Annotated in this window: 11 protein-coding genes; all 11 read left to right on the top strand. The window is 68.7% G+C overall.

What is annotated here, in order from left to right; translation table 11 throughout:
* Positions 1–220 precede the first annotated feature (220 nt).
* The 11 genes from Amac_RS33485 (at position 221) to Amac_RS33435 (ending at position 14408) form a co-directional block, all read left to right on the top strand.
* A complete protein-coding gene (locus Amac_RS33485; RefSeq protein WP_155358425.1) occupies positions 221–1180 on the top strand; it encodes an isopenicillin N synthase family dioxygenase in 960 nt (319 codons plus the stop codon).
* 96 nt (positions 1181–1276) lie between these two features.
* The gene (locus tag Amac_RS33480; RefSeq protein ID WP_155358424.1) at positions 1277–3619 is read left to right on the top strand and encodes an AAA family ATPase; all 2343 of its coding nucleotides are present in this window, start codon (positions 1277–1279) and stop codon (positions 3617–3619) included.
* A gap of 72 nt (positions 3620–3691) precedes the next feature.
* Positions 3692–5437 carry an ABC transporter substrate-binding protein gene (locus Amac_RS33475; protein WP_155358423.1) on the top strand — a complete coding sequence of 582 codons (1746 nt, stop codon included), beginning with the start codon at positions 3692–3694 and terminating at the stop codon, positions 5435–5437.
* Entirely contained in the window at positions 5437–6444 is a 1008-nt protein-coding gene (locus tag Amac_RS33470; RefSeq protein WP_170322790.1) for an ABC transporter ATP-binding protein, read from the top strand. Before Amac_RS33475 ends, Amac_RS33470 begins: the two co-directional genes overlap by 1 nt.
* Positions 6441–7472: an ABC transporter ATP-binding protein gene (locus Amac_RS33465; protein WP_170322788.1), complete on the top strand. Its 1032-nt coding sequence runs from the start codon at positions 6441–6443 to the stop codon at positions 7470–7472. Before Amac_RS33470 ends, Amac_RS33465 begins: the two co-directional genes overlap by 4 nt.
* Positions 7469–8407, top strand: a complete 939-nt coding sequence (locus Amac_RS33460; protein ID WP_155358421.1) for an ABC transporter permease — start codon at positions 7469–7471, stop codon at positions 8405–8407. The genes Amac_RS33465 and Amac_RS33460 overlap by 4 nt, the downstream gene beginning before the upstream one ends.
* A 174-nt stretch (positions 8408–8581) precedes the next feature.
* Complete coding sequence (locus Amac_RS33455; RefSeq protein ID WP_155358420.1) at positions 8582–9535, top strand: ABC transporter permease; 954 nt, start codon at positions 8582–8584, stop codon at positions 9533–9535.
* A 67-nt stretch (positions 9536–9602) separates the two neighbouring features.
* Positions 9603–10571 carry an ABC transporter permease gene (locus Amac_RS33450; RefSeq protein ID WP_155358469.1) on the top strand — a complete coding sequence of 323 codons (969 nt, stop codon included), beginning with the start codon at positions 9603–9605 and terminating at the stop codon, positions 10569–10571.
* A gap of 635 nt (positions 10572–11206) precedes the next feature.
* A complete protein-coding gene (locus Amac_RS56590; RefSeq protein ID WP_246268880.1) occupies positions 11207–12025 on the top strand; it encodes an ABC transporter permease in 819 nt (272 codons plus the stop codon).
* Entirely contained in the window at positions 12022–12333 is a 312-nt protein-coding gene (locus Amac_RS33440) for a hypothetical protein (protein WP_155358419.1), read from the top strand. The genes Amac_RS56590 and Amac_RS33440 overlap by 4 nt, the downstream gene beginning before the upstream one ends.
* Positions 12330–14408, top strand: coding sequence for a dipeptide ABC transporter ATP-binding protein (locus Amac_RS33435; protein WP_155358418.1), 2079 nt, complete (start codon positions 12330–12332; stop codon positions 14406–14408). The genes Amac_RS33440 and Amac_RS33435 overlap by 4 nt, the downstream gene beginning before the upstream one ends.
* Positions 14409–14412 lie beyond the last annotated feature (4 nt).

Here is a 14412-nt window from a genome sequence, read left to right as displayed (position 1 = left end):
ATGGCAGGTCGTCGGCTTGCTCGCCGTTATCCGGCGCCGTTCACGCAGGTGATGGTTCGCACCGCACCGGCGCCAAGAGCGGCACCAGCATCAGGCGTTCTAAGCGGCTTAGTCAGGGACCTGGGGGTCGTGGTGGAGACGTTGAGGCGGCACCGGCATTGGGCGTTCTAGACGACCCCGGAAGGCGGCAGCTGGTGGTCGAAGCGGAGAGAATGGCGTGATGGGTAGCGAACTGCCGGTTATTGATGTTTCGCCGCTGCTTGCCGGGGAGTCTGCCGCGACTGTCGCTCGGCAGATTGAGGCGGCCTGCGTGGATAGTGGCTTCTTTTACATCAGCGGCCATGGGGTGTCGGCTGATCTGATCGCCCGGATGGACGTGAGTGCCCGGCGGTTCTTCGAGTTGCCGCTGGACGCCAAGATGAAGATTTCGATGGCGCATGGAGGGCGGGCCTGGCGGGGGTTCTTCCCGGTGGGCGGGGAGCTCACCTCGGGGCGGCCCGATCTCAAGGAAGGGATCTATTTCGGAGCGGAGCGGGAGCCTGATGGGCGTCCGCTGAGTGGCCGGAATCTCTTTCCTGATGAGGTGCCCGAGTTGGGGGCGTCGGTGCTGCGCTATCTGGACGTGATGACCGAGGTGGCCCAGGCGGTCATGCGGGGAGTCGCGCTGAGCCTGGGGCTGGACGAGGACTACTTCGCGACGGGCTACACGGCCGACCCGACCATCCTGTTCCGGATATTTCACTATCCGCCCGCTTCGGCGGACGAAGGGTGGGGCGTCGGCGAGCACACCGACTACGGGCTGCTCACCCTGCTCCTCCAGGACGACAACGCGGGACTCCAGGTGCACAGCGCGCGCGGCTGGATCGACGCGCCGCCGATCCCCGGCACCTTCGTCTGCAACATCGGCGACATGCTCGACAAGCTCACCGGCGGCCACTACCGCTCCACGCCGCACCGGGTCCGCAACGCCAGCGGCCGGGAGCGGCTGTCCTTCCCGTTCTTTTTTGATCCCGGCTGGGACAGCGAAGTGCCACCCCTGCCGTCCCGTCCCCGGCTGGACGGGGGCAGAGCCCGCTGGGACGGACAGGATCTCAGGGCTTTCACCGGCACATATGGCGACTACCTTCTGTCCAAAGTCGCCAAGGTATTTCCGCAACTCCGGGCTGACGTACTGGACTGACGGATTCGGGGCAGCGGAGAAGACGCGCCGAAACTCGCTGGGGCGTCCATTCGGCGCTTCGGTGCGATATAACCGGGGGCGGACCGGGGAGGCGTCATGCGGGAGGATGGCCGGGCCCGTCCCACGGGACGCGCGGCAGCACGGAACCTGTTCGAACAGGTGCGACTTCGCTATTTTCATCTCCCGCCGTTCGCCAGACGGGCGGTCTTCATCGGCGTGCTGATCGGCGCGCTCGCATTGGGTGTGGCGTTTAGCTGGGATCTGTGGAACACGTTCTTCGTCACGGTGATCTTGTTGGCATACGCCGCGCTGGCGCTGCGCTTCCCGCGCGCCGCCGCGACCACGCTGGTGCTGGCCGGGTGGACCGCTGTGTCCCCCCTGGCGCTGCACGCGCTCAGCGGCCAGGGCGCGACCCCCTACGTACTGTTCATGCTTCTCCTGCTGGGCATCCTCGTGGCGGCGGCGGCGCACCTGATCCGCTGGGTGCCGCCCTGGCTGACCGCCCTCGCCGCGCTGGCACCCGCCGCCGTCGTTTGTTTCGCGATCTCCTCGATCTCCCTCACAGCTGCCATCAGTGGCGCCTACGGCGTCGCGGGCGTCGCCCTGGTCTTCCGGTTCGTCCAAGCCCGGCGCGTGAAGGCGGAGCTGCCGGTGGAGGAGCTACCGGTCCAGCAGCGCGGCCGCGCGGGCGGATTCCAGCCCGCTCCCGGCGACCGAGGGCCGAAGCCGCCGCCGCCGATCACCGTAGAGCAGGCGCTCGGCGAGCTGGAAGGCATGATCGGCCTGGCCCCCGTCAAGGAGCAGGTGCGCTCGATCGCGGCCTCCATCGAAGCGGCCCGCCTGCGCAAGGAGGCGGGCTACAACACCGAGCCGCCGATGCGCCACTTCGTGTTCGTCGGCCCGCCCGGCACCGGCAAGACCAGCGTGGCCCGCAGCCTGGCCAAGATCTTCTACTCGTTCGGGCTGCTGGAGACGCCGTTCGTGGTCGAGGCGCAGCGCGCGGACCTGGTGGGCGAGTATCTCGGGGCCACCGCCATCAAGACCAACGAGCTGATCGACCGCGCCCTGGGCGGCGTGCTGTTCATCGACGAGGCGTACGGGCTGATCAACTCCGGGGACGGGCAGCCGGACCGGTTCGGCCAGGAGGCCGTGCAGACGCTGCTGAAGCGGGCCGAGGACGACCGGGACCGGCTCATCATCATCCTGGCGGGATACGAGAAGGAGATGGCCACGTTCCTGGGCTCCAACCCGGGGCTGTCCAGCCGCTTCTCCAGCCGGGTCAGGTTCCCCAGCTACGACGCCGACGAGCTGCTGGCGATCACCGAATCGCTCCAGGCCGGGCGCGGCGACCGGCTCGACCCCGAGGCGCGGCCGGTGCTGCGCGGCCTGTTCGAGGACGTGCACCGGCGCGGCCTGGTCGACGAGCTGGGCAACGCGCGCTTCGCCCGCAGCGTCGCCGAGGCGGCCGCGCAGGCCAGGGACGTCCGGGTGGTCAGCGCCGGCGGCGCGCCCCGGGGCGAGGACCTGGTCACCACCACGGCGGCCGACGTGACCAAGGCGTTCCACGAGATCACCGCGCGCTTCCGCGGCTACCAGGCCACGCCGACGCTGGAGGACGCGCTGCGCGACCTGGACCGGATGGCCGGGCTCGAACCGGTCAAGCGGCAGGTGCACGCGATCACCGCGCAGCTGCGGGTGGCCCGGATGCGGGAGGAGCAGGGGCTGCCGGTGCAGTCGCAGATGCGGCACTTCGTCTTCGCCGGGCCGCCGGGCACCGGGAAGACGACGGTGGCCCGCATCCTGGGGCGGATCTTCTCGGCGCTCGGGCTGCTGGCCAAGTCCGACGTGGTCGAGGCGTCCCGGGCCGACCTGGTCGGGCAGCACCTGGGGGCGACCGCGATCAAGACCAACGAGCTGGTGGATCGGGCCATCGGCGGGGTGCTGTTCGTGGACGAGGCGTACAGCCTGGCCAACACCGGCTACTCGGGCGGGGACGCGTTCGGCCAGGAGGCCGTACAGACGCTGTTGAAGCGGGCCGAGGACGACCGGGACCGGCTGGTGATCATCCTGGCGGGTTACGAGCGGGAGATGGACGGCTTCCTGGCCACCAACCCCGGGCTGGCCAGCCGGTTCAACCAGCGGGTGGCGTTCCCTTCGTACTCGCCGGACGAGCTGGCCGAGATCGCGGCGATGACCGCCGCGACGGCGGGGGACCGGTTCGACCTGGCGGCCACCCGGGACCTGGCCGACGTGTTCGCGTGGGTCTGCCAGGAGCGGCTGATCGACGGGCTCGGGAACGGGCGGTTCGCTCGCTCGCTCTACGAGCGGGCCGCGTTGCGGCGGGACGTGCGGCTGGCCGAGCAGAGCAGCGCCAGCGCGGCCGAGCTCGTCACCATCACCAGTCAGGACGTTCGCTCGGCGGTCGACGAGCTGTCCTGAACAGAGTTTTGCCTGTTCGTGGCATTACCGCTCCACACCGGATCACACTATTGATGCCGGGGGGTGGGCTCGGTGAAGATCCGCGACGGCATGGCGCTCGCGACGGTCCTGATATTCGTGGGGACGGCCTGCGGCCCCGGCGTCGCTCCCGGCGACGGCACGGCCCCGGTGCAGGGCGGCACGCTCAAGGTCATCGGGTCGGGGGATGTGGACCATCTCGACCCGGCCTCCTCGTATACGACCGTGGCCTACACGCTGAACCGGACCTGGACCCGGCAGCTGGTGACCTATCCGGCGAGCAATGACTTCAACAAGGCCATCACGATCGTGCCGGATGTGGCCGAGGCGCTGCCGGAGATCAGCGCGGACGGTCGCACGTACACGTTCAAGATCCGCGACGGGGTGCGCTGGAACACCACGCCCGCCCGGCAGGTGACCGCGGCCGACTTCGTCCGCGGGCTCAAGCGGCTGGCCAACCCGGTGCAGCCGTCCGGCGGGATCTCGTACTACACCGGGACGATCGAGGGGATGCAGGAGTTCTTCACCGCGTTCCAGAAGGCGCCCAAGACCGCGGCCGGCATCGCGCAGTTCATGGCGCGCAACCAGATCAAGGGCGTGCGCGCGGTCGACCCGAAGACCCTGGAGATCAGGCTCACCACGAAGGCGAGCGACTTCCTGAACATCATGGCGCTGCCGTTCGCCTCACCCGCTCCGGTGGAGTACGAGAAGTACGTGCCCGACGGGCCGGAGTTCCGGCAGAACACGATCTCGCTGGGGCCGTACCAGATCACCACCTATCAGGCGGGGCGGGCGATCCTGCTGAACCGCAGCCCCGCCTGGAAGCAGGAGGCCGACCCGGTCCGGCGCCAGCACGTCGAGCGCATCCAGATCATGCTCGGGCAGGAGAGCGCCGACGTCGTGCAGCAGCAGCTGGAGGCGGGGACCGCGGACCTGTCCTGGGACCAGCCGGTGCCGACGTCGGCGATCCAGCGGATGAACGGCGACCCGGAGTTCCACGTGTTCGAGGGCTCCTCGCTCAATCCCTTCCTGGTGTTCAACCTGCAGAGCCCGAACAACAACCGGGCGCTCGCCAACGCGAAGGTGCGGCAGGCGATCAACTTCGCGATCAACAAGGTGGCGATCGCGCAGATCTACGGTGGGCCCAGGCTGAACACGGTGCTGGACGGCGCGATCCCGCCGGGCAGCATCGGCTTCGACGTCGACGTCAAGCCGTATACGACGCCGGGGCACGTCGGCGATCCCGCCAGGTGCCGGGCGATGCTGGCCGAGGCTGGAGTGTCCGGCCTGACGTTCCAGTTTCCCTACCGGACCACCGGAAATCACCCGAAGGTGGCGCAGGCGATCGCGGCCGATCTCACCAAGTGCGGGATCGCGACCACGCTGATCGCCACCTCGCCGGACGACTTCTACGGGCGGTACCTGTCCAGCGTGGCCAAGAGCCGTGAGGGCAAATGGGATATCGGCGGGCCTTCGTGGCTGCCCGACTGGTACGGCAACAACGGCAGGTCGATCGTCGTGCCGCTGTTCTACGGGGCCAACTACGCGGAGGGCTCCACCAACTATGGCGCCTACAACAACCCCGCGGTCAACGCGACCATCGCGAAAGCCCTGACGGCCGGGTCGGCGAGCGCGGCGGAGACGTCCTGGAAGCAGGCCAACGCCATGATCATGGCTGATGCCCCGATCGTGCCGCTGATTTCCCAGAACGTGCCGACCTTCCACTCCAGCCGGGTGCAGAACGCGCTCTACTCGCCGATGTCGCAGCAGTTCGACTACACGCAGCTGTGGCTGGGCTGATGGCGCTCCTGGAGGTCTCCGGGCTCACCGTGTCGTTCCCGACCCCGGACGGCGCGGTGCAGGCCGTACGCGGACTGAGTTTCGATGTCGAGCGGGGGCGCACGCTGGGGATCGTCGGTGAATCCGGGTCGGGCAAGAGCGTCAGCACGCAGGCGCTGATGGGCCTGGTCCGGGGGGCCGAGGTCGCCGGATCGGCGCTGTTCGAGGGGCGCCAGCTGATCGGCATGCCGGCGGAAGAACTGCGGCGGCTGCGCGGGGCCGAGATCTCGATGATCTTCCAGGATCCGCTGTCGAGCCTGCATCCGCTCTACACGGTCGGGTGGCAGATCGTGGAGTTGATCCGGATTCACGAGCCCTTTGTGGGGAAAGCGCAGGCGCGTAAGAGGGCGGCCGAGTTGCTGGGGCTGGTCGGGATTCCGCAGCCGGAGCGGCGGGTGGACGACTATCCGCACCAGTTCTCCGGCGGTATGCGGCAGCGGGCGATGATCGCGATGGCGCTGGCGCTCAACCCGAAGCTGATCATCGCCGACGAGCCCACGACGGCGCTCGACGCGACCGTGCAGGCGCAGATCCTGGATCTGATGATGCGGCTGCAGAAGGAGTTCGACACCGCGCTCATCATGATCACCCACGATCTGGGGGTGATCGCCGACATCGCCGACGAGGTGCTCGTCATGTACGCGGGCAAGCCGGTCGAGCGGGCCGGGCGGCGGGACCTCTACTACCGGCCGCACCACCCCTACACGGTGGGGCTGCTGGAGTCGGTTCCCAGCACCACCGGCGCCAAGGAGCGGCTCAAGCCGGTGCCCGGCCAGCCGCCGAGCCTGCTCCGGCCGCCGAGCGGCTGCACTTTCCATCCGCGCTGTCCGTACGTGATGAGCCGATGCCGGCGGGAGGAACCGCCCTTGATGGGAGAACCCGGTCATCAATCGGCCTGCTGGCTGCCCCTGGACGTGGTCGGGCTCGGTCCCGAGGCTGCGCGGCGGCGGGAGGAGGAGTCCTCGTGAGGCCGCTGCTGCGGGTTACCGATGTGCGGAAGTATTTCCCGATCCGGGAGGGGCTGTTCGTCCAGAAGGAGGTCGGGCGGGTTCACGCCGTGGACGGAGTGAGCCTGGAGGTGCGCGCGGGGGAGACGCTCGGCATCGTGGGCGAGTCCGGCTGCGGCAAGTCCACGCTGGCCAGGTGCATCACCGGGTTGTATCCGGTGACGTCGGGGTCCATCGAGTTCGATGGGGATCCGCGCCGCGAGGTTCAGATGATTTTTCAGGATCCGTACGGGTCGTTGAATCCGCGGCGGCGGATCGGGTCGATCATCGCGGATCCGCTGGTCATCCATCGCGTGGGGACCAAGGCGGAACGGCGTCGCCGGGTTCAGGAGCTGATGGAGCTGGTGGGGCTCAATCCCGAGCATTTCAACCGGTTCCCCGCCGAGTTCTCCGGGGGGCAGCGGCAGCGGATCGGGATCGCGCGGGCGCTCGCGCTGCGGCCCCGGCTGGTGGTCTGCGACGAGCCGGTGTCCGCGCTGGACGTATCGATCCAGGCCCAGGTCATCAACCTGCTGAAGGACCTGCAGGCGGAGCTGGGGCTGACCTACGTGTTCATCGCTCATGATCTGTCGGTCGTGCGGTATGTGAGCGATCGGGTGGCGGTGATGTATCTCGGCCGGATCGTGGAGACGGCGGCGGGGGAGGATCTGTACAAGTTGCCGCGGCATCCGTACACGAACGCCCTGCTGTCGGCCGCGTCCGTGGCGGACCCCGACCTCTCGGCCCGGCGCGAGCGGATTGTCCTGACCGGGGATGTGCCGTCCCCGATCGCGCCCCCATCGGGCTGCCGGTTCCATCCGCGCTGCCCGAAGGCGATGCCGAAGTGCGTGACCGATGATCCGCGGCTGCTCGCGCAAGGGCGTCCCGAAGGCGGGCATCTCGCCGCTTGTCATTTTCCGGTGGAACCGGGCGAACGTCTCGGCTCGGAGAAGGCCCAGATCGAGCAGGAATCCACCGAGCCGCACCTGGAGAAAGGGGGTGGAACATGAGCCTGACCGAGGCGTCGGCCGAGGCCGAGCACATTCCCGAGCAGGCGGAAGCGGTCCGCGGCAAAGGGCCCTGGCAGCTGGCCTGGGAACGGCTGACCCGGGACCGCGCGGCCATGGTGTCGCTGGGGGTGATCGCCGTGATCGTGCTGCTGGCGCTGCTCGCCCCGGTCTTCGCCGCCATCACCGGGCACGGCCCGCAGGAGGCGTTCCCGGCGACCGGGCTCACCCCGGAAGGGCTGCCCGTCGGCCCCGGCTCCGGGTTCTGGCTGGGAGCCGACAGCCTCGGCCGGGACCTGTTCGTCCGGATCCTGTACGGCGCGCGCATCTCGCTGCTGGTCGGGCTGCTGTCCACCCTGCTGGCGACGCTGTTCGGGGTGGTGGTCGGCATGGTGGCCGGGTTCTACGGCGGCTGGGTGGACGGGGTGCTGGCCCGGGTGCTCGATGTGGTGCTGAGCTTTCCGTACCTGCTGGTGGCGATCGTGCTGGTGGCGGTGCTTGGCGCCAGCGTGCCGCTGATGATCCTCGTGATCGCGTTCTTCTCGTTCGCGGCGATGGCCCGGGTCGTACGGGGGCAGACCATCACCTACAAGGAACGGGAGTTCATCGAGGCCGCCCGATCGATGGGCGCGAGCAAGCCCCGCACGATGTTCGTGGACGTGGTCCCGAACCTGATCGCGCCGGTCACCGTGCTGGCCACCCTGCTGATCCCGACCTCGATCGTGTTCGAGGCCACCCTGTCCTTCCTCGGCCTGGGGGTGGATCCGCGGACACCGAGCTGGGGCGCGATCCTGTCCGACTCGGTGGACTACTACCGGGTGGCGCCGGGACTGCTGATCTTCCCTGCCGTCATGCTGCTGCTGACCACGCTGGCCTTCAACCTGCTCGGCGACGGGATCCGTGACGCGCTTGATCCGCGTGGGGAGGGTGGCCGTTGATGTCACGCCTTTTGCTGCTAACCACGCTGGCATTCAATCTGCTCGGTAGCGACGCCCTTGACCCGCGTGGGGAGGGTGGTCGCTGATGTCACGTTTCCTTTTGCTGTTGACCGTGCTGGCCTTCAATCTGCTCGGTACTGACGCCCTTGATTCGCGTGGGGAAGGTGGCCGCTGATGTCGCGTTTCCTTCTGCGCCGAGTGCTGTTCGGCGTGCTCGTCCTCTGGCTGGTTGCCACCACGGTCTTCCTGCTCTTCTTCGCCGGGCCCGCCGACACCGTCGCCCGGCGGCTGGCCGGGCCGCGCGCCCCGATCGAAGTGATCAACCAGATCAGGAACACGCTGGGGCTCGACCGGCCGTTGTGGGATCAGTACCTGTCCTTTCTGGGCAAGCTGCTCCACGGTGACCTGGGGGTCTCCTTCATCAGCCAGACTCCGGTGACCACGCTGATCGCGCAGAGCCTGCCCGGCACGCTCTGGCTGGTCTTCGGGGCGGCGGTGTTGTGGATGACCGCCGGGATCACTGGGGGAGTGCTCAGCGCGACCAAGCCGCGCGGGCTGCGGGACCGGGTCACGACCGTGCTGGTGCTGGCCGGGATCTCGCTGCCGACGTTCGTGCTCGGCATGCTGATGATCTATCTGGCCCTGTCGGTGTTCCCGTGGTCAGGGCTCCAGCCGGGGCCGTACGTGTCGCCGCTCTGGGACTTCGCCGGGTTCCTGCAGGTCATGATCATGCCGTGGATCTGCCTGGCCGTCGTGCAGGCCGCCGTCTACGTCCGGCTCACCCGGGGATCCATGCTCGACACGCTCGGTGAGGACTACATTCGCACCGCCCGGGCCAAGGGCGCGCCGGAGCGGCGGGTCACCTACCGGCATGGGCTGCGCGCCGCGCTGACCCCGGTCGTCACGCAGTTCGGCGTGGACATCGGCACCCTGCTCGGCGGCGTCGTCGTCACCGAGTCGGTCTTCGGCCTGCAGGGACTCGGCCAGCTCATGATCCGCTCGGTCCGGAACGGGGACCTGCCGGTGATCATCGGGGCGGCGATCCTGGCGTCGGCGTTCATCGTGATCGCCAACATCCTGGTGGACGTCGCCTACTCCTTCCTCGATCCGCGGGTCCGGCTGGCCTGAAACTGTCACTCAGAGTCGCTAGTCTGTTGCGGACTGTTGATTTTCTTCGGTGACGGGAGGCGATTCGGTGGCGGGGTTCCTGGCCCGGCGGCTGATCGGGTATGTGGTGCTGGTGGCCGTCGCCACCAGCATGGCCTACCTGCTGGCCGCCGCCGCGCTGAACCCGCGCGCCAACTACGCCGAGCGTATGCCGCGCCCGCCCGAGACGGCGGTCGACGCGCAGCTCGCCGCCTACAACCTCAACGACAAGGAACCCCTGGTCGCCCGCTACCTCACCTGGGCCGCGGGAGTGCTGCACGGCGATTTCGGGCGCGCCTGGAACGGCTCGTCCGTGAACGAGGACCTCGGCCGCCGGGCCGGGGTGACGTTGCGCCTGGTCGTGGCAGGTCTGCTGCTCGGGGCGATCGCCGGCGTCGCGGTGGGCGCGTGCGCGGCCGTGGGGCAATACGGCTGGTTCGACCGCCTGTCGACCGTCGCGTCCTTCGGAGTGCTGGCGGTGCCCACCGTGGTCCTGGCCAACATGCTGATCATCGGCGCCGTCTGGTTCAACGAGCTGACCGGCATAAAGATCTTCCTGGTCAGCGGCGAGGCCACCCCCGGCGTCGAGTCGACCCTCGACCGCGTCCAACACCTGGCCCTGCCCACCCTCACCCTCGCCCTCGGCATGGCCGCCATCTTCTCCCGCTACCAGCGCAACATGCTCCTGGACGTCCTAGGCTCCGACTTCGTCCGCACCGCCCGCGCCAAAGGCCTCCCCCGCCGCACCGCCTACACCCGCCACGCCCTGCGCGTCGCACTGATCCCCGTGGTCACCTACTTCGCATTCACCTTCGGCGCCCTCCTCGTCGGCACCACAATCACCGAAACCATCTTCGGGTGGTACGGCCTGGGCCACCAACTAGTGGCCTCCATCCGCACGAACGACGTCAACACCGTCGCCGCGATCAGCTGCCTGGCCGCCCTGGCCCTGCTGATTGCCGCCATTGCCGCCGACCTTCTACAGGCAGCGCTTGATCCACGTGTGAGGACGACATGATGTCGGACGCGGTCACGGGAACCGCGTCCACAGCGCCTGATCCGGGTGGCGATAGCCGGCCGGGGCTGGAGGTGGGTCCGGAGACTGTGCCCACCGCGCCGGATCCGCATGGCGACGGACGGTCGATGCCGGAGGCGGCTCCATGGACCTCGTCCACCGCGCCGGATCCGCGTGCTGGTGGTCGGCCGGGGCCGGAGGCGGCTTCGGGGACTGTGTCCGCTGCGCCTGATCCGGGTGGCGATGGGCGGTTGAGGCCGGAGGTGGGTCGGGGGATCGTGTCCGCTGCACTGGATCCGCGTGCTGGTGGTGGGCCGGGGCCGGAGGCGGGTCCGGGGACTGTGTCCGCTGCGCCTGATCCGGGTGGCGATGGGCGGTCGAGGCCGGAGGTGGGTCCGGGGATCGTGTCCGCTGCGTCGGATCCATCTGGAAATGGGTGCGTGAGGTGGGGAGCCGAGACCGGGGCGTCGGCTTTCGGCCCGGGCTCTGTGAGCGAGACTCGGGCGCCCCACGCGCTCGGTGATGGTCGCGTGACTTCGGAGGGTGGCCCCCACGGTTTCGCGGGTGGCGAGGTGGAGTGCCGGGAGGATTCCGGTCCCCTTGTGCTTTCGCGGTGGCGGGTTGTTTGTGGGCGGTTTGTGGGGTCTTGGGGTGGGCGGGTTGGGGTTTTGTTGGTGGGGGGGTTGTTTCTGCTGGCCTTTGTGGGGCCGGTTGTGGGGGATTGGTCGTATAAGGACAAGGACTTTCTGGCGTTTCTGCAGGGGCCTTCGGGGGCGCATTGGTGGGGGACCACGCAGACCGGGGGCGATGTCTTCGCGTTGACGTTGCGGGGGATGCAGAAGTCGTTGCTGATCGGGTTGCTGGTCGCGGTGGTTTCCACGGCGGTGGCGGCCGTGGTGGGGGCGTTTGCTGGTTATTACTTGGGGTGGACCGGTCGGGTGCTCGGCTGGGTCACGGATCTGCTGCTGGTGTTGCCGGCGTTCCTGATCGTGGCGGTGTTGTCCCCGGCGCTGGGGCCGGGGGCGTGGCCGGCGCTGGTGGTGTTGCTGGCGGCGTTCATGTGGATGGTCACCTCGAAAGTGGTCCGCGGGATGACCATCTCGATCAAGGAACGGGAGTATGTGCTGGCAGCCCGATTCATGGGCGTGCCCGGCTACAAAATCATCTTCCGGCATGTGATTCCGAACATGGCGTCACTGCTGATCGTTGACGCGACGCTCAACGTCAGCGCGGCCATCCTGACCGAGACGTCGCTGTCCTATTTCGGGTTCGGCGTGCAGCCGCCGGACGTGTCCCTCGGCGGGTTGATCGCGGACGGCGCCAGAACGGCGCTCTACGCGCCCTGGACGTTCTGGTTCGCTGCCGGGCTGCTCGTACTCATGATCCTCGCGGTCAATCTGATCGGCGACGCGTTGCGGGACGCCTTCGACCCCACCTCGAACGGGGGGCGGCGGTGACGGTGCTGGAAATGGGCGAGCTGGCGGTTCGCTTCGGGGACGCGCTGCTGGACGTTTTGGGAGCACCTCGAATGGGGGCCACGGTGACGGTGGTGGAGGTTCGCGAGTTGGCAGTCCGCTTCGGGGATGTCCTGGCTGTTGTGTCCCTTGGGGGTTTGATCGCGGACGGCGCCAGGACGGCGTCGTACGCGTCCGGGACGTTTTGGTTCGCGGTCGGGCTGCTGGTGCTCATGATCCTCGCGGTCAATCTGAGCGGGCACGCGTTGCGGGATGCCTTCGGCCCCACCTCGAATGGGGGGCGGCGGTGACGGTGCTGGAAGTGCGCGAGTTGGCGGTTCGCTTCGGGGATGTTCTGGCCGTCCAGGGGGTCGAGTTCGAAGTCGCGCGCGGGGAAGTGCTTGGGATAGTCGGGGAGTCGGGGTCCGGGAAATCGGTGAGCGCGCTGGCCGTGCTCGGGCTGTTGCCGCCTCGGGCCGTGGTGACCGGGTCGGTCCGGTTGCATGGGCGCGAGTTGCTCGGCGCGCCGGAGAAAGAGCTCACCGCGCTGCGTGGCAAGGCGATGGCGATGGTCTTCCAGGATCCCCTCGCCGGGCTGACGCCGGTGTATCGGGTCGGGGATCAGGTCGCCGAAGCGATTCGGGCGCATCAGGACGTGTCCCGGAAGAACGCCCGAGCACGTGCCATCGAATTGCTCGACCTGGTCGGCATCCCCGAGCCTGGGCGGCGGGCACGCGCATTCCCGCACGAGTTCTCCGGCGGAATGCGCCAACGCGTGATGATCGCGATGGCCATCGCCAACCACCCCGATCTGATCATCTGCGACGAGCCGACCACCGCCCTCGATGTCACAGTCCAGGCCCAGATCCTCGACGTGCTCAGAACCGCCCGCCACGAGACCGGCGCCGCCATCCTCTTCGTCACCCACGACCTCGGCATCGTGGCCGGACTCGCCGATCGCGTCCTGGTGATGCGCTCCGGCCACGTAGTGGAAACCGGACCGGTCGACGACCTGTTCTACCGGCCACGCACGCCCTACACCCGAACCCTCCTCGCGGCCGTACCCCGAATCGACGACCCAGACCCGCAGACGCGTCCCCACCCCGGCCATCCCGACTATCCCGAGCGCCCCGAGTATCCCGAGTGTCCCGAGCGCCCCGACCATCCCGGGCACCCCGACTATCCCGAGCGCCCCGAGTATCCCGGGCACCCCGAGTATCCCGGGCACCCCGAGCGCCCCGACCATCCCGAGCACCCCGGACGGCACGCTCGGCAGCAGCCGCTCGGTCAATCCGCTCGCCTCAGCCGGTCCCAGCCGCGGCATGCCGTTCAGCCCTTCGAGACCGGTCAGGGTGGGTTTGCTCCGGGAGTGGCTGAGCGGTCGGGGGAGCTGGTGTTGGAGGTGGAGGGGCTGGTCAAGCGGTATGGGCGGGGTGTGGCCGTGGTGGATGGGGTCAGTTTTGAGGTGCGGGCGGGGGAGACGCTGGGGCTGGTGGGGGAGTCGGGGTGTGGGAAGACGACGTTGTTGATGGAGTTGCTCGCGCTGGCGCCGCCGCAGGGAGGGCGGGTCGTGGTGCTGGGGCGGGATACGGCGGAGTTGACGGGGCGGGAGCGGCTGGCGCTTCGGCGGGATGTGCAGGTGGTGTTTCAGGATCCGATGGCGTCGTTGGATCCGCGGATGACGGTGCATGACATCGTCGCCGAGCCGCTGCGTACGCATGGGTTGCCGATTGGGCAGGTGGCGGAGTTGTTGCGGCTGGTGGGGTTGGAGGCCGGGCATGCCGCGCGTTATCCGCATGATTTTTCCGGGGGGCAGCGGCAGCGGATCGCTATCGCCCGGGCGTTGGCGTTGGCGCCGCGGTTGCTGGTGCTTGATGAGCCTGTGTCGGCGCTGGATGTGTCGATTCGGGCGGAGATCATCGAGTTGCTGGCGGAGTTGAAGGCGCGGCTGGGGATTTCGTACCTGTTTGTTGCGCATGATCTGGCCGTTGTGCGGAGGATCGCCGATCGGGTCGCGGTGATGTATTCGGGGCGGATTGTGGAGATCGGGCCGGTCGAGCGGATTTTCGCGGAGCCTCGGCATCCGTACACGCGGGCCTTGCTTGCGGCGGTGCCGGTGCCCGATCCGGTGCGGGAGCGAGCCCGGACGCGCGTGCCGCTCAGCGGGGATCCGCCCGGAGATGATCCGCTCCGACCAGCTAGAGGGCCAGCTAGAGGGCCGGTTAGTGGGCCGGCCGGAGGGCCGGTCGGCTGCCGGTTCCGGAGTCGCTGTCCCGTGTATGCGGGGCTGTCCGGCGCGCTGGGATCCCGGTGCGTGAGCGAGGAGCCCGAGCTTGGCGGGGCGGATGGGGCCGCCTGCCACCACCCTTCTGGAGGAACACGTTGAAAGC

Origin of the sequence: Acrocarpospora macrocephala (assembly GCF_009687865.1) — a bacterium.
In the GTDB taxonomy this organism is placed as follows: Bacteria; Actinomycetota; Actinomycetes; order Streptosporangiales; family Streptosporangiaceae; genus Acrocarpospora; species Acrocarpospora macrocephala.
The sequence above is the reverse complement of the archived record's forward strand: the minus strand, read 5'-3'. Positions and strand labels throughout refer to the sequence as shown.

What these genes read in the sequence shown, in the direction of transcription:
- Amac_RS33485 (WP_155358425.1), top strand. Translation starts at nt 221, where the DNA reads ATGGGTAGCGAACTGCCGGTTATTGATGTTTCGCCGCTGCTTGCCGGG.
- Amac_RS33480 (WP_155358424.1), top strand. Translation starts at nt 1,277, where the DNA reads ATGCGGGAGGATGGCCGGGCCCGTCCCACGGGACGCGCGGCAGCACGG.
- Amac_RS33470 (WP_170322790.1), top strand. Translation starts at nt 5,437, where the DNA reads ATGGCGCTCCTGGAGGTCTCCGGGCTCACCGTGTCGTTCCCGACCCCG.
- Amac_RS33460 (WP_155358421.1), top strand. Translation starts at nt 7,469, where the DNA reads ATGAGCCTGACCGAGGCGTCGGCCGAGGCCGAGCACATTCCCGAGCAG.
- Amac_RS33455 (WP_155358420.1), top strand. Translation starts at nt 8,582, where the DNA reads ATGTCGCGTTTCCTTCTGCGCCGAGTGCTGTTCGGCGTGCTCGTCCTC.